Origin of the sequence: Campylobacter sp. 2352 PW (genome assembly GCF_024723575.1) — a bacterium.
GTDB lineage: Bacteria > Campylobacterota > Campylobacteria > Campylobacterales > Campylobacteraceae > Campylobacter_D.
This window is the reverse complement of record NZ_JANQCX010000020.1, coordinates 1-16,941: the sequence shown is the minus strand read 5'-3', so window position 1 is coordinate 16,941 and position 16,941 is coordinate 1. Positions and strand designations below refer to the sequence as shown.

The 16,941-nt window shown below is 25.8% G+C and carries 8 protein-coding genes and 1 pseudogene; 2 read left to right on the top strand and 7 right to left on the bottom strand.

Translation table 11 applies throughout. The features are described 5' to 3' along the window. The 7 genes and pseudogenes from CAMP5121_RS07675 to tssM form a co-directional block, all read right to left on the bottom strand. A pseudogene (locus CAMP5121_RS07675) lies at positions 1–249 on the bottom strand (hypothetical protein); the annotation flags it as partial. 78 nt (positions 250–327) lie between these two features. Further along, positions 328–1,614 (bottom strand): hypothetical protein, encoded by a 1,287-nt coding sequence (locus tag CAMP5121_RS07670; RefSeq protein ID WP_337215260.1) that lies wholly within the window; start codon positions 1,612–1,614, stop codon positions 328–330. A 10-nt stretch (positions 1,615–1,624) separates the two neighbouring features. Next, positions 1,625–5,107 (bottom strand): hypothetical protein, encoded by a 3,483-nt coding sequence (locus CAMP5121_RS07665; RefSeq protein ID WP_337215259.1) that lies wholly within the window; start codon positions 5,105–5,107, stop codon positions 1,625–1,627. After that, positions 5,104–8,571 carry a hypothetical protein gene (locus CAMP5121_RS07660; protein WP_337215258.1) on the bottom strand — a complete coding sequence of 1,156 codons (3,468 nt, stop codon included), beginning with the start codon at positions 8,569–8,571 and terminating at the stop codon, positions 5,104–5,106. Before CAMP5121_RS07660 ends, CAMP5121_RS07665 begins: the two co-directional genes overlap by 4 nt. After that, positions 8,571–8,984 carry a tRNA 2-selenouridine synthase gene (locus tag CAMP5121_RS07655; RefSeq protein ID WP_337215261.1) on the bottom strand — a complete coding sequence of 138 codons (414 nt, stop codon included), beginning with the start codon at positions 8,982–8,984 and terminating at the stop codon, positions 8,571–8,573. The genes CAMP5121_RS07660 and CAMP5121_RS07655 overlap by 1 nt, the downstream gene beginning before the upstream one ends. Before the next feature lie 290 nt (positions 8,985–9,274). Then, positions 9,275–10,177, bottom strand: coding sequence for a hypothetical protein (locus tag CAMP5121_RS07650; RefSeq protein ID WP_337215257.1), 903 nt, complete (start codon positions 10,175–10,177; stop codon positions 9,275–9,277). After that, positions 10,167–13,709: a type VI secretion system membrane subunit TssM gene (tssM, locus tag CAMP5121_RS07645; protein ID WP_337215256.1), complete on the bottom strand. Its 3,543-nt coding sequence runs from the start codon at positions 13,707–13,709 to the stop codon at positions 10,167–10,169. Before tssM ends, CAMP5121_RS07650 begins: the two co-directional genes overlap by 11 nt. 135 nt (positions 13,710–13,844) lie before the next feature. Here tssM and CAMP5121_RS07640 point away from each other — a divergent pair, with 135 nt between their 5' ends. After that, positions 13,845–14,360, top strand: coding sequence for an Hcp family type VI secretion system effector (locus CAMP5121_RS07640; protein WP_039626225.1), 516 nt, complete (start codon positions 13,845–13,847; stop codon positions 14,358–14,360). A 108-nt stretch (positions 14,361–14,468) separates the two neighbouring features. Continuing rightward, on the top strand, positions 14,469–16,805 hold the full coding sequence (locus CAMP5121_RS07635) for a type VI secretion system Vgr family protein (protein WP_114640353.1): 2,337 nt from the start codon (positions 14,469–14,471) through the stop codon (positions 16,803–16,805). Positions 16,806–16,941 lie beyond the last annotated feature (136 nt).

Below are 16,941 nucleotides of genomic sequence, written 5' to 3'. Positions count from 1 at the left end.
TATATCAATATGTTTTTTAATATGTAAAAATTCTAAAATATTTAAAAAAGCATTAGGTATGTAAAATTGATCTAAACTAAGTTGTAAAAAATGATTCATATTATGCATAGAAAAAATATCATTATCTTTAATCAAATCATCTTTATTTAGATTAAATAACATAACTCCACCAAAACCCAATAAGCTTAAATTTTTTAAATTCTCTAAAGCTTTTCTTTTTTCTAAATCAATTTGAAGTATTTTTTGCATTGTTTTTCCTTTCTTTAATTAACCTATATACAAACCATCTTCCATGATTATAGTAGTGGCTAATGAAATTCATTATTTTTACTCTTTTATATTATGTTCTTTAGCATAAGCTAGTATTTTAGCTCGAAGTTCTTGCGGGAAATTATATCTATATATGGCAGGAATTCTTGGATCAAGGAGTCTATCAAGCTTATGTCTTTTATAATACCATTCTAGATTTTCAGGAGTAAAATAATAAGGTGCATTAGGATAGCCTTGAGGTGGAGTTAGGGCTGCGAGTTTGGCATGTAGTATTAAAGTATCATTAAAAAGTTGTGCTCTTTCTTCGCTCCAATCATTAGGTGTATCAGTTTCATAACCTTGCCTCATACCATTTTTATACCCTCCCCTATGGCGATCAAATTCTCTTCTGCTTTCATAAGTAGAATCTATATCCCTTGGATCTTTTATCTTACCCTCAACTATATCACTTCTTAAGGCTTTATACATACTTCCAAATTGATCACTAGCTATATCATATTTATTATAATCAATTACCCAATCTACTCCCATAATCTCATCTATAAAAGGAAGCATACCAAATTCATCAGGTTTTAAAGTCTTAGCTAAGGTTTTAATCTCTTGTTCTCTTAAAGGATTTTTATGCACTCCTACTAAACCACTTCCTACAGCAATATCAGCATAACCATAAATAGCACCTAATAAATTAGGTTTATCTAATATACTACTTCCTCCACTTAATTGTATATAAAGTATAGTAGCTTGGATAAATCTTGCATTAAAACCATTTTGAGACATATCATTAGCTAGATATTTATAATCACCTAATATTCCTGCTGCCATACCCCATTCATTATGAAATAAACTTGATCTTAGATTATGTTTATTATCATCTACTATTCTATATAATTTTTCATATTTAGGATCTACATTTCCTTTTTCATCTACAGCCCCTATAGCTTCATAAGGTATATCTATAACAACACTTCTTATACCACTTCTTATAACTAAATACTTATATCTTTCTTTTTTAGTTTTTAAAGATTTATAATAAGCTTTTTCTGCTTTAGTCCAAGGAGCTATAGCTCCTTTTATAGGATCTTTTAAATAAATACTTTGCCAATCTTTAAATTCAAGTAAAGTAGAACTTTGCCCTGTGTAAAGATTAGGATCTAAATATCTGGGTTGATAGTCTTTGTAGGGAGAGTTTCTTAATATACGATCAGCTTCAAATAAAGCTTTAGAATATTCTTGGGTGTATTTGCCTACCTTAGCTCCCCCATCATATAATAAAATTTTATTCGTTTTTTTTTCTACATCTAATATACCACCATTAGGTGTATAAATTTCATAAGTTTCACTCATTTTTATCCTTTCATCCTATATACAAACCATCTTCCATGATTATAGTAGTGGCTAGTCTGCCTATAAACTTATTAGAATAATCTTGGGCTTTATTAGTATCATCGCTTTCTTCATCATCTTCTTTCATCTTAATTTCATTTTTTATCTTCTTATCCCCTACCCCCTTATACATCACTTCTAAATTATGTTGTCCTATGGCTTCTAAATTTTCCATTAATCTTCTTGCTTTTTGCCTATCTTCTATGAACTTACCCTTTTCATCTTGAGTAGTGCTATAAATACCATTTGCATATTCATATAAAATTTGTATAGCATCATTATAAGCTAAGATAGGGTGTTGTTTTATCACTGGGTGTTGTGTTTTATACTCTTCTTTTCTTTGAAAATGCTCTAGCTTATATATATTACATTTTCTAAGTTCTATATTGTTTTCTTCAAAAAATTCCTTATCATTTAAGATGTATTTGCCCTCATTGATTTTATCTTCCTTAAAAGCACTTCTTTTCTCATCTAAAATAATATAAGATAAAAGTCTTTTTAAGGCAAATTCCCTAGCTTTGCTTGAAGTCGTAGCACAAGCAATACTAGGATAATAATTAAGCCCACCCGTGCATAATAAAGAACCAAAAATAAACTCAGATAAATCAAAACTCATAAATCTAGAATTTATCAATAAAGGATAGGTTAAGTATTCTTCTTTTTTTACAGCTAAAGGAAAATCATAATTGTAAGTAAATTTTTCATACATTAATTTTTCATATAAAATTTTTAATCTTTCATAATTTGTAGGCAAAAGTGTATCGATAAAAGATCCTGCTAAATTTTTTAACACATCTACACTTAAATTTTTACTTACTTTAATAGAAAAATCAATAGCTAATTGTTTTTTTACTTTTGATATCAAATGAATTTGCTTAGCTTTATCCAATCTTGAAAAACTCTTTGACTTTTTCAACTCGCTTGCATATTCTAATTGATTAAAATAATAATAATTTGTTCCTATTTGATATAAAAAAAGCTTATTGAGTGGCTTTTTATTTTTTGGATTAATTTTTATAAAATGCCCTTTAGGATTAAGTGCATAAAATATCCCTAGTTCTTTAAAAAAATGTGCTTTAAAACTAGAAAATAATTTATTGCCATAATGCTTTTTATCAAAGCTTGAATTTATAAAAAATAAAATCATTTTTTTAAAAAAATCAGGCTGGCTCATAAAAAATTCTGCAAAAGGAAAAAGTTGCTTAATGATATTAAAAAAAGTGATATCTATGGATAATTTTGCAAGTTCATTATCAAGCATAATTTCTTGAATACTTTTATCTAAATCTTTTTTCAAAGGAAGAGTTTTATCTGTTTGTGTATTTTCTTTAAATTCAATTTCCTCATCAAAGCTTTCATTTAAGGTTTTTAAAAAATTCACATAAGTTTGATCATCTTCTTCAAAATCATTTTCAAACATAGCTTTAGCTAATTCATCTAAATAAATAACTTCATCTTCTTTTTTATTTTTATTTAATTCTTTAGATAAAAAGATGTAAATTTTTTTATCATTATCATAAAAATAAATATCATCAGGGATAAATGAAATATACTCATTAAAATAATTTGGTATTTTAATCTTTTGATAATTAAGTGAAATTTCTTTATCACCATAATCTAAATTTGGAATTACAATATTTTTAACACCAAGAGAATATTCTTGTGTAGAAGCTAAGTCTTTTTGTAAAACATACAAAGTCAAAGTCAATAAAACAACCGTTAAAGGTGAGTATTTCTTAAAATCTACATTTTCATATGTTTTGGATATTGATGGATCTAACTCAAGAAAAAATTGCATTTGATCATAATCAGAATTGATATTATCTAAATAATTATTAAAAAGCCCGATATATTCTTTTACTTTTTCTTTTTCTTTTTCGCTAATTTCTTCCAGTTCTTTGGGTAATTTAAAAAAGCTATCAATATAAGCAAAATCTTGCTCAACTGATTGTTTTGTACTCTCTAATAAATCAAACAATAACCGAGAATATGGTTGATTATAAAAATTAAAATACCTTTTATATTTTTGATAAATCTGTCCATCAAGTTTCACAAAAGGACAAAGCTGCAATACAAAATCATCTCCCTTTTTAACATCTCTTTCTATAAAATAAGAACCATAATCTCTTTTACTAGGAAATTGTTCTTTTAACCCAAGTTTTTCATTTTTTGTAAGAGCTTTTGGGCGATTTTTTATTATTGCTCCTAATTTTTTTTGATACAAATCTTCACAAAGTGCTGCATTGTTAAGCTGTGGTGGATTGGTAATAAACAAATAATTTTTACCCATTTTTGTTGTATTGATTTGATCAGTATTTTTTTTATCTAGTATCATTTCTACTAGTATGGAAGAATTTAAATCAGGATATTCTGCATAAAAGAAATGATTAAGTTCAGAGATATTTGAATTGATTGCTTTTTTTAATGTTGTATCAAAATTTTTTAAACTAGAATTAATCAAAAGCGTATTATCTAACTTTTCATTTTCAATTTTTGGATTATTTTCTAAAAAATGATCAAAAATACCTTGAAATTCTTCATCTAAAATAACTTTATAAAAACTATTTTTATAAAGACTAATAGAAGGTGCATTAGAATAAGATGAAAAATCTAATAATACTTTATCATCTATAATCAATACATCAGATAAAATTTCTTCATTACACAAAGCGATAATAGGATAAAGCTTACTAGTAATAAGCTCTAAAAGTGGATAAGCAAAATCATAATAATATTTTTGTTCCTTATACTCTTGATAGTCAGAAGAAGAATTATAAACTTCAAATAATGTATTTACAACAAAAACATAAGGATTTTTTTTAACTAAAGAGATAGGTTTTTTAAGATTGGTTACAGAATCTAATATATTGATAAAAAATTTTGCTATAGCTCTAATAATTTGCTTATATTCATCATCATTAGATTGAGTGATATTTTTTAAAAGTGTATTAAAAAGTGTATCTAGGGTAAGTTGTATCTTTGGTTTAATCTCTTGCTCAAAATAATCAGATTCTTTGATATTTTTTAATAATGCATTTAATTCTTTTTGAATTCCTTTTAAAAAATTTTCAATATTTTTTTCATTGCTCTCATCAATAATTTTATTGAGTGTTTTATTTTTGTTTTGATTGATTACATCATTTAAAAAATTTAAATTATTAAAGATAATTTTTTTAATACTAGATAAATTTTTATCAGAGCTAAATTTTTGTTCTTTTGTGATTTCATCTTTATTAGCTTGATTTAAATGTATGATTTTAAAAGTTTTTTTCTTGTTACTTTTAAATTTATATTCAATAGTATGTAGTGTCTTATACAAAGAATTCTTAGCTTCTTTATATCCATCAAAATCACCACATATAAAAATAATTTTATTAGCATTTTCGGTAAGATTTTTTAACTCAATTTCCAAATTATGATTTGATGTAATTAAGGTGAAATCTTTTATTTTCATATTTTAATCCCATTCACTACTACAAATTTACAAACATAAAGCTCTTGTTTTCTATCTTCATCTTCTAAGATCTCATCTAGTCCATTTGCGATTTGAAATTTTAAATTTTGCATTTTTGCAGGAGCTAAAAAACTAAAATGATATTCGTTTAATTCTTTATTATCTTCTAGGGAATTTTTGATGATTTTATCATACTCATGTAGCTGTGTAAAATACCCTGCTCCTAAATCTTTATATTCAAATTCTTTATAAGCACTTTTATAAACTTTAGCAATATTTTTTGGGATAATAAAATAAAGTTTGATTAAATTAGTATCAAAACTAAAATTTAATTCTTTAAATTCATAATCTTTACTAAAGTCTTGTTTGAATTGATTAAGAATATTAACATCTTCTATATCTTTTAAATCTTTTTGATCTATATTTAATTCACTTAAAGCTTTATTTTGTTCTTTTTTTTCATTATTGATTAAAAGGTTATAGATAGGTAGGTTATCTTTTTGAAATCTATCACTTTTATAATGAAGTCTTATTATAGGCTCTTTTAGCTTTGTTTGATTTTTGCTTTGTTTTGCTAAACCATCCTTAGGATTAAAACTATGATCAAATTTAAACTTAGTAGGTACAAAGCTTACTTTTAAAGGAAAGCCTTTATCTGTGACACAAGCTGAGATGAGTTCTTGTAAGATTACATATTCATTATTAACTTTCTTTTGAGATAAAGAGCCTTTAACATCTACTACCTTGGTGCAAGGATAACTTACTTTTCCTATAGTATTAGGACAACCACTTATGCTAGAATTAAGCAAATCACTTTCTAGCATAATAGGCACACCACTATCTTTAAAAGTTTTTCCTTTGTTTGATTGAAGTATGACTTTACCTCCATGGATACATTCTAGGTTTTGATTTTCTAAAAGGGCATGAAGTTTAGCTATAGCTTGTTTTTTATTTATTTGTATGGTTTTTTGTTCTTTTAGAGTGTTTGAAATTAAGTCTTTATACTCTAAACTTTGCTTGCTTAAACATTCTAATTTGATATTTAAAGAATTTTCTATAATAGAATAATTAAGCAAGCAAAGTTCATCATTTTTATAAAAGATGCTAAGTTTTCCTTTGCCACTATCTTCATCTTTAGGAGAAAAATAATAACTAGGTGTATCTTGTTTTATGGCATTATCTTGATCTAATTCTCCAAAGTAAAAAGGATTGTTAGGAAGTTCACTTGAGCCTGTAAGGAGGGTGGAGTTTAAAAAGATATAAGCTTGGTAGTTTTGGAGTTCTTCAACTGCAACACCTACTTTAGTAGCTACTCTTTTATAAATCTCATCACAATCAATCAAATCCCTACAATTAGAAAAAATAAAAACTTCTTCTTTTGGTAAATTAACAAATATAGTCGAACTTGAAGAATTAAATTTTACTTTTGTTTTAATGGGTTGGTTTTTATTAAGATAATAGCTTGTGCAATTATTTTCATAAATCAAATTAATCATTTGCTTTTTTCTAGCTTGAAAAAAATCCAAATCATTTTCCAAGCTAAGACATTTAAAGCACTCAGAGTTATAATTTAAGATTTTCCCTATATTATCTTCTGTAAGTATTTTTTGATTATTTTTATCTTTAACAATAAAAGGCAACCACTTATAAACTGCTTCAGCATGATCTAAATCTTGCTTGAAGTCCTTATTAGATAATTTTTCTAATATAGGTTTATCCAGTATTTTTATATAAAATTGCATAGCTTCCAAAACCAAAAAAGAATCAGGAATAACAAATTTATTTACATTTTTATATTCACCTACATAAAACAACTCTTGTATATCTTTATAGATAAGATTAAATTCTTTCTTGTTATATACGCTATTTTTACACAAGTTATCAAAAATTTTATCCAATACTACGCTAATATAATTTTGATTTTCATCTTGGATATTTATTTGATCTCCTGGTAAAAGCTTATTTTTCTCACTTAAGTCGATTAAATTTTGTGCATAAGAATTTAGATAATCCATAGCACAAGCAATATCCTTTTTAAATTCTTTGATATTTTCATTATTTTTTATCAAATGCTCATAAAAATAACTCGCCCAAACTATATTATACATAAAATGGCTAGTTAGTAAATAATTTTTTTCAAGCTCTCCTATATGAATTAAATGCAACTTGTCTGTATTTTTATAATCAAACTTATCTTTAATATCTAAGCCATATTTATAACCCAAATCAGCTATCACAGATCTTGATGACTCTAATGCTTGTCTATATTCTCGTGAAAAATCTTCTTTATCAGGGATAGGTTTAGCTATAGTTTCTATATGATGTATTTCTATACTTGTTTTGCCTTTACTTGCTTGTTTTATATTTAAAGCACATTCATCAAGTCTTTTTTGATCTATTTGTCCTTGTGAATTTTTACATTCTTCGATCAAACCATCGGTTCCATTTTCCACATTTAAAACTTTAGAGCAATTATCTAAAGTTTTTCTAGTCATACCAAAACCAAAAAGTTTTTTAATACCTTTAATGAGTAATTTAAAAACAACTCTAATAACTCTAATAAAAATATTTACAAGACTTACTACAGCACCTTCTATACCAGCTCCATTATAAGTATAAAGTTTTTGAATATATTTTTTTTGCCCAAAGATACAAAAACATTGAGCCAAATGTCCTCCTAAAGAATGCCCCACAACATCTATTTTAAAATTATCACTCCCATGCTTTTCTCTAATGATTTTTAAAACTTCATCACTATAATTCATCAAAGACACCACTTGTGGAATTCCAAGCCTCAAAGCAATAAAACCATCTGTAAAAAATGCATCTTTTAATAGCTGTGTTCCACCTGTTTCAGTGCCACGAAAAGCCAAGATATAAGTATTATCATTTTTACTTGTATCTTTAAAAACAGTATGAGAATAACCACTAATGCTAGTATTTTTCACATGATCTATAACTTCATAACGAGATACAAAGTTTTTAGTGCGTGGGCTAAGATGATGTCTGAAATTATCAGGATATTCTTTTTGTTCTTTAAAATTTAAAGCCAGTAGGTTTTTTTGATCTTTTGCTTCTTTGTCTTCTTGATTTCTATAAATAAAGCTTTGCGCTTTATTTCCAATAACTTGATCCTCATCTAAAGTTTCATTGTCTTTTCTAGGTTTTTTAAAGACAAGATCAGCAGAAAATCTAGCTTCTATAATGGTAGCATAAGCTGTAGGATCTCCTATTTCACGTTTATTTTTTAAAATTAAACTTTTTGAAGATTCATTTTGAATATGTTTATCTTCTATCTCATACCCTAACTTTATGCCATCTGCATAAAGCCACAAAGGAGGAGTAAAAGCACTATCAAAAAAACCTTTTTCATCATTCTCATCGATTAAATCAAGCATAGCATAGCTAGCATCTGCTATATCAGCATAGTCTTTGATTTGAGAGATAAGTTCTTTAGGGTTCATCAGTAACTTTGTCCTGTATATTTTTCATCACTTTTTATAAATTTACCATTAGTAAAATAATGAAAAGATCCTCCTCCTGCACTTTTACGACTAATGCTAGAAAAGCTAAATCCTCTTCCTTCATCTCCAAATAATCCATAACTTTTTACTTTATAATCTATCATAGTAGCAAAAACAATAGGATATTTTTTACCCTCACACACATAATAAGTTGTCATACCTAAATAAGGTCTTAATTTTTTATAGTTTTCTTCACCCATATATGCTTTAAATTGATCTTCATAGTATGCAAATTCGGGTTTATCTTTGAAACCAAAATTAGCTTTACCTTTATATCTATAATCACTACGATAATATTTACAACCATTAGAAAGGACTTGAGGGAATTTTTTCTTCAAATAAGAAAAATTCACAAAATGAGTTTCATTTCCTACTTTGATTTCACTCCCTAAATACTTGCTACGAAATTCTTCTCTTTTTTTCTCTAATTCCAATATCTCTTCTCTTATTTTTTTATCAAAGATATAAATTCCACCATAATTACTTGCAAGAGTTTCTAATTCACTTGCTTTATTTTCTTTAAAAGCACATGCACCTAAAGATACTAAAGAAAACAAGCTTAGAATTATCATTGTGATTTTCATTTAATACTCCTTTTTAAAATTAATTTTGGAAAATTATCTTACTTTACTTTGAAAAAAAATTATTTTTCTTTGTATTTATTTAAAGACAGTAAAGTCAAATTTTCAAATATATTTTGATCATTTTTGATGATATTTTGCAAGGCGTTTTGCAAATAAGTCATAAAAATATCTTCTTCCATCTCTTTAAATACAGGCGAATACAATTCTTTAGTAATTAATTTTAACACAACAAGATTAATTAGTTTTATATCTTTAATAAGCGGAATTTTTGAAATAACTGTTTGAAAATCATCTATATTTAATTTTTGAAAATTATCATTTAGTATTGTTTTTTTACGATTTTGTGATAATTCATTTTGCAATTTATCTAAAATTTTTTCTATATTTTCATAAGTAAAATCTAAATTAACAGAAGAATTAGATTCTATAATAACTTCAGAATTTTTAATATTATTATCCTCTATAAAACTATAATCTATTTTTGTTTCAATAAGTTCTTTAATGTTTTCTTTTGCCTTAAAATCTAAACCATCTATTTTTCCTCTAGGTTTTAGCTCTATTTCATCCATCTGTGTGTGTTTTTCTATTTCTTTTATTTCTTTTGCTTGCTTTAAAGTTTCTTGTTTAATCTCTTTTGAATCAACAAAACGCAACTCAATAAGACCTAACTTTAGAACATCGCCTTTGTTGATAATAATTTCATAACCATCTTCCAATCTAGAAAAAGAATTATTATAAAAAATATCACTGCCTTCTATAGGCGTCATAGTAAAAAAACCTTCTTCAAAAGTAATCTTCATATGTTTTTCTTTAACAGAATTATTTTTATCTTGTATCCAAAATAAACATTCTGGACTTGATCCAACAAGTCCACCAGTTTCATCAAATACACAAGCTACTGTTTTTGTAATATTTTCGTCAATATTTTCAATTATTAATCCTATGGTTTCTTTATCTATCATTTTGAGCCTTTGTTATATTTTCTACTATTTTAAAATCGCTTAATATTTTAATTATATTATTAACATCTGAGTTATTGTTGTTAAGCTTGAAATCAAAATACATTTTTTTATTGTCATTAAATAAAACACTATAAGATGAATTTAAATTTTTACTTTCCTGTAATAATTTATACCAAGCCCATTCTCCTTTATATGATTTTGTGTAATTTATATTAGCATCTAAATAAGAATACGCAGTGAAATCAAAACTAGTTCCATTGTTAAATTCATCAGTTATAACATCTAATTTTGTATGCAATGTGTGATCATATATAATAGAAGTATCATTATACTGAACCTTTACAAAAGAAAAATCGGCACTTAAGTCAAGACTTTGTAAAGTAAAACGCACTCTCATTACATCATTTGCATTTAGCATTAACCCTGATAAATTACCAGCCTTAGTAATAAAATCCAAAAATTCTTTGGAAAAAGTTAATCTTGAGCTAAATTTAGAATTAATAGAGTAAACATTTTTTCTTTTAATTAGAACATTTGTCAAATATTTCTCATAAAACTTATTTAAAATTCCATTTTTACCAAAGAAATTTTTAAAAGAATCTATACTCAAATCTTGCGAACTTAATAAATTAAAAGGATAAAAAGGAGCTATATCATTAACAAATGGTGTATAAACTTCATTTAACCAAACAGTATTAAACAAAGAAACTCCATGGTTTTCTATAATATTCCAAGCATACAAAGAAAGAGTTGCATAATATTTTTCCAATTCACTTGGTAAATTTTTAATATTTTGTTCAAGAGAACTAAATGGGTCGCTAGAATCTTTACTATCGCTTAAAGCGTATTTTATTTTTTCCTCAATAGTTTGCGAGTTATTTGTTGTAAAGTCAGTTATTTTTTTATGAATATTAGACAAATCTGTATTTATTAATTCCATGGTTTTTTGATGACTTCCAACATCTAAACCTACAGCAGTAGCACCCGTATTTAAAATAGAATTTTGTTCTATAATTTTATGATAAGCATCAAACGAACTAGTAATCCCCATAAAACTTGTCTTTATTTCAGCAGCATTAACACCGAGATTATATGCTTGAGTTAGTAAGGTAGCATCGTTAAGATTGGTATTTACACTAACAATTTTTATAAAATTCATTAAAGGATTTTCTTTTTTAGATAGTATATTAAGTTCATTTAGCATAGAACTTTTGGAAATAAACTTTTTTGGTGCAAGTGAATTTAAAATTTCTTGCCATTTATTTTGATATTGCGTTAAATAAATTTTAATAATTCCCATTGCCATATTGCTTCTATTTTCAGAATTTGACAAATCATTTAAAATCCACGAATCAATCTCAATGGCTTTATCTATTTTTACATTTAACGTTTGCAAAAAGTCAGCCATACCTTTTTTTGTGTAAATTTCTTCAATACTATCAATTTTAATAGACTCTGAGAAAACATTGTTAGCAGCAAATCCTAATTCATTTTTAAAATTATATACTTTATTATTTTTATCTAGAATGATAAAGTTAAATAAAGTATATATTCTTTGAATTTTTGCTACATTATATAGTTTTTCAATAGATAATTTAACCGAAATGTCATCTTGCTGAGAAGTGCTTAAATCAATCTTTTGAAGTTCATCGATACCAGATAGAAAATTTTCTTTAGAAATTTTATATTTTTCTAAAAAATTCCAATTTTCATTAATCCATATTTTTAATAAATCTTTATCAAGATATTTTTGCTCAAACAATGATTTATATACATATAAAGTTTTAATTAAGTTATCATAATTATCATCAGTTTGTAATATTATTTCCATTTCTTTTAATAGGGTATTTTTCAACACATCTTCACTAATTTTATAATATAAATTTTGTGCTTTTTTAAAGCCTTTATATGTTATGTTTAAGCTAAAATATTCAAACAAACTTGCCTTTTCGATTAATTGTGGATATACACTTAGTATATTTCTTAAATCAACTAATAATTTTGCTTTCTCTTCTATACTCATCATGGGGTAATCTTGCATATTTTTCAACAAAAATGAAAGATCTGTATAAACACTTTGAGATATTTTCTTTTCTTGCTCACTTTTAAGAATAAAATAAGATGAAATAAAATAAGTCATACAACTCAAAAATATAGTTAGACCCACAAGCGATATCTTTTTGTAAAAACTTTTAATTCTACTTAGCGATGAATCTTTAAAGACAATATCTTCAAGCAAAGACTGAACAAAATAACTTTGCTTACTAAAAGACTGTTTTACTTGAGCTAATGGTTTTTTTATATTATACTTTTCACAAATTGTATCAAGCATAAAATTTCTTGGCACATTTTCTTGATAAGCACTTACATAATATACCCCTCTTAAAACTGAACTATTTTTTAAAATATTTTCATTTTGGAATTGCACGATAAAGTCTTTGCTCAATACAAATAAATTATCCAACTGCTTTAAAAATAAATAAATTTTATTTTTTTCCTCTATAGTGTATATAGAAGAATTTTTATCAACAAAACGTAAAAACAAAGATTTGCTTATCTCTTCAAAAGACTTTTGAATATCTTCTTCTTTAAAATGTTCTGTAAAACTTATACCAAAAGCTTTTTTTTGAATTTTTTCATTAAAAATATCAAAAAATTCTCTCATACCTTCTATCAAATCTAATTTTGAAAAAACAACATAAATAGGTAATTGTACACCTAAAATTTTTTCACACTCATGCACCCTTTTTGTTAAGTAACGAATTAAATTATTAGAATATTCTTTTGTGTTTTCCAAAAACAATCGAGTATCAATTATTAAAATAATGCCATTTAATTTACTATGAAAATAATTCTTATTTAAAAATTTTAAAAAATTTTGCCAAATGCTCTTTTTAATTAAAAAGTCTCTATTTTTCTCTATATCATCTTCGGGTAACTCATCGCTACTATTAGGATGAAAAAAATCTTCTTGAGAAAAATAATTTCCCTCAGTATCAAGCAAAGCGCCTTTCTTGGAAACATATAAGCTAAAATTATTGGTGGACTTATGCATCTTTTTATATGATTCTAAACTATCACTTAAAGGATATTCTATATCAGAATAATTTATAAAAGTACTTTTACCAGCACCTTCATTTCCCACAATAACAACAAGAGGCAAATTTTTAGTGTTGATATCTTTTTTCCATGTTTGTTTGGCATCTTTTAATGCGATAAAGAAATTTCTTTTTGCTTTGTATAAAAATTCATTAGATTCTTTTTTAATTTCTTTAAGTCTTATTCTTTTGTCATCCTTAAAAGATTTTATAAAATTACTTAAAGGCTTTAAAAGGAAAAACAAAAAAATACAACACCAAAATATAAAAATTATCCCAAATCTTAAATAAGAATTACTAAAAACATAAATTTCATTAAACGCAAATAAAGAACCATAAGCCCAAAAAAATAAACTTAAGACAACTAAAATAATAAGTATTAATGTGATTACGAAAATCCTAGATTTTAAAATTTGCATTATTTTTTGAAACATAATTTTTCCTAATATAAATTCAAATAATTTTTATTTCTATTTATTAATTTTATATTATTTTTACTTATTTTGTATTAAAATATTAAAAGCTTTTAATATAAATATAAAGTTAAAATTATAATCATAAGGAAAAACATGGCACAACCAGCATATATCAAAATCGAAGGTTCAACACAAGGACTTATTTCAAGTGGTGCTTCTACAGAAGCAAGTATAGGAAATCGCTATCAAGCAGGACACGAAGACGAGATTATGGCTCAAGAAATTTCTCATATTGTAACAGTTCCAGTTGATCAACAAAGTGGACAACCATCAGGACAAAGAGTTCATAAGCCTTTTACTTTCACTTGCTCTCTAAACAAAGCAGTTCCTCTACTTTACAATGCACTTACAAAAGGTGAAAGACTTCCGAGTGTTGAAGTTCATTGGTTTAGAACATCAACAAGTGGTGGACAAGAACATTTTTTTACAACTAAATTAGAAGATGCTATCATTACAGATATTACCTTAGTAATGCCAAATGCTCAAGAAGCAAACAATCATGACAAAACAGAGCTTTTTAAGGTATCCTTAAATTACAGAAAAGTTATTTGGGAGCATACAGCGGCTGGAACAAGCGGAAGTGATGATTGGAGAGAAGCAAATTCGTAACACAATAAGCTCATTGCTAAACAATGAGCTTTATATGCTATTTAATATCCTTATCACTTTCATTAAAAATAATCCCAATAAATCCCAATACCAACAAAGGTTTTTTTAATGAATACAAACAACTCTTATCTTAATTTAAAAATTAACAAACTTGATTTTAAAATCACAAAAGCCATTATAAAAGAAAGCTTGGATCAGATCTTCTTATGTGAATGTGAAGGTTTTTATGAAAATATCAATAATGATATTTTTAGTGATGATAATATTGAATTTAATCCTAATATGCTTATTGATAAAGAAGCTTCACTTATAATTAAAAATCCTTATGAAAACAAAAAGATAGACTTTTCAACTAATATTGATATGATTTATCGGGGAATAATATCTTATGTTGACTATTTAGGTGTTAATCAAGGTAGTGCTAGCAATATTGTAAAAGAAAATTTTAAACAATTAAACCATAAACATTTTTTTAAGTTTAACTTGCATTCTCCTTTAATAAGACTTGATTTTAATAAAGCAAATCGTATTTATACTCATACAAACATAATAGAAGTAATTAAACAAACCTTAGCCTATTATAACACCAAGCTAAATAAAAACATTGATTTTTCTAATATTCATCATATATATGAAACTAAAGAATTGATTTCTCAATACAATGAAAGTGATTTAGAATTTATCACAAGATTAGCACACAATCATGGTATTTATTTTTATGAAGATAAAGATAATATTTATTTTTATGATTTTTATACTCATAAAGGCAAAATAAAAGATATAGTTTTTAATCCTAATATCAACAACCATCTTAATGAAACTTGTATTTACGCACTAAATAAAGAAAAACAAATACAAACTAATGCTTTTACTCATTCTAGTAATAATTCCAAACAACCTTTAAGTTTATATTCCTTAAGCACTAAAGCACAAAATGCCAATACACATTATAATGAGCATTCTTATGAAAGTGAATATTCCTTTACACAAAATATTAATTTAAAACAATCCCCTACCCTAAAAGAAAAAAGAAATACTATGCTTAATAATATACTAAAAGCAAAAAGCAATATTTATCATCTTAGTTTAAATGAAAGTATTAAAATTAATATTCAAGAAGAAACCACCAAAGAATATACCATTATAGCAAAAGAACAAATTTTAATTGATGATGCTATTTTAGCTAATACTATCAATACCAATGATAATTTAAATATTAAAGACTTAAATCTAAGCAAATCTTATACAAATAATTTAACCCTTACCCCATCTTTTTTAACCTTTACACCTAGTTTTAAATCTAAACCAAAACCTCCAATTAATACCATGGGTATAGTTATAGGAGAAGATTCTAATATAGAAAATCAAAGAAATACCATATATACAGATGAATATGGAAGAGTAAAAGTAAGGATTAATCTTTATGCTAATCAAGAAGAATTAGATAATAAAACAAACATGTATCACCATAGTCCATTCTTAAGAGTAGCTAGCCCTATAGCAAGCAATCATTCAGGTTTTTACCATACACCTAGAATTGGAGATGAAGTTATTATTTCATTTTTAGATGATGATATAGATAAACCTTTTATTAGTGGGAGTTTGTATAATGGGGTAAATGATCCTCTTGTATCGTTGCCACACCATGATCACAAAACTTCCATTAGCTCTAAAACTATAGGAGTATATGAACAAGGATACAATGAACTAACTTTATCCAACTTAAAAGATAAAGAACAAATCTATCTAAAAGCAGAAAGAGACTATGATGAATTGGTTCAGCACAACTTTACTCAAAGAATTTTAAATGATAAAGATTCTATGGTGGATGGGATTTATAATGAAAGAATTAAAAAAGTTCATACGCAAACCATAGATTTAGCTAAAAATGTCAATGTTGGTGCTGAGTATCTAATAAATGTAGGTTTATCTAAAGACACCATAGTTGGATTATCTAACACTTTAAATGTAGGAGTAGACAACAAGTTAAGAGTAGCTAAAAATTCAAGTGAATATATAGGAGAAAATAAAGACACTGAAATATGCGCAAACAAAAATACCATTATACATAAAGATGAAACTAGAAATGTTAAAGGAAACAAAAAAGAAATTATAGAAGGTTATTACAATATAAATACAAGCAATAAAATACAAGTCTTGAGCGAAAAAGAGATAGATTGTAAAAGTAAAGACAATATTCTTTTTACAAGCAATGAATCCATGGGATTTGAAAGCGATAAAAATACAAGTATGGTGGCTAATAATATCACTACCTATGCAAAAACAACTCATTATCTAAAGGCTGATAGTGAGGCAACTATACAAGTAGGAGAAACATTGATTAATGCTAAACCAGATTGTGTTATCATTAAAGCAGGTGGAGTAGAAGTAGTGATAGATTCTAAGGGTCTTGTTGTTAAAGGTGGAGAAATTAAAGCGGAGTAAATATATAGTATTTTTTTTGAAAATAAATACTATATTTTAAAATTTTAGAATGCCAAATATTAGTAATACAATAAATAGTATAAAAAATATCATTATGATTTTTATAGAAAATTTTATAAACTATTTTTAAAATACC

Excerpts from the sequence above, each read along its gene's own strand:
- CAMP5121_RS07650 (WP_337215257.1), bottom strand. The coding sequence starts at position 10,177 with ATGATAGATAAAGAAACCATAGGATTAATAATTGAAAATATTGACGAA.
- CAMP5121_RS07635 (WP_114640353.1), top strand. The coding sequence starts at position 14,469 with ATGAATACAAACAACTCTTATCTTAATTTAAAAATTAACAAACTTGAT.
- CAMP5121_RS07660 (WP_337215258.1), bottom strand. The coding sequence starts at position 8,571 with ATGAACCCTAAAGAACTTATCTCTCAAATCAAAGACTATGCTGATATA.
- CAMP5121_RS07640 (WP_039626225.1), top strand. The coding sequence starts at position 13,845 with ATGGCACAACCAGCATATATCAAAATCGAAGGTTCAACACAAGGACTT.
- CAMP5121_RS07665 (WP_337215259.1), bottom strand. The coding sequence starts at position 5,107 with ATGAAAATAAAAGATTTCACCTTAATTACATCAAATCATAATTTGGAA.
- CAMP5121_RS07670 (WP_337215260.1), bottom strand. The coding sequence starts at position 1,614 with ATGAGTGAAACTTATGAAATTTATACACCTAATGGTGGTATATTAGAT.
- tssM (WP_337215256.1), bottom strand. The coding sequence starts at position 13,709 with ATGTTTCAAAAAATAATGCAAATTTTAAAATCTAGGATTTTCGTAATC.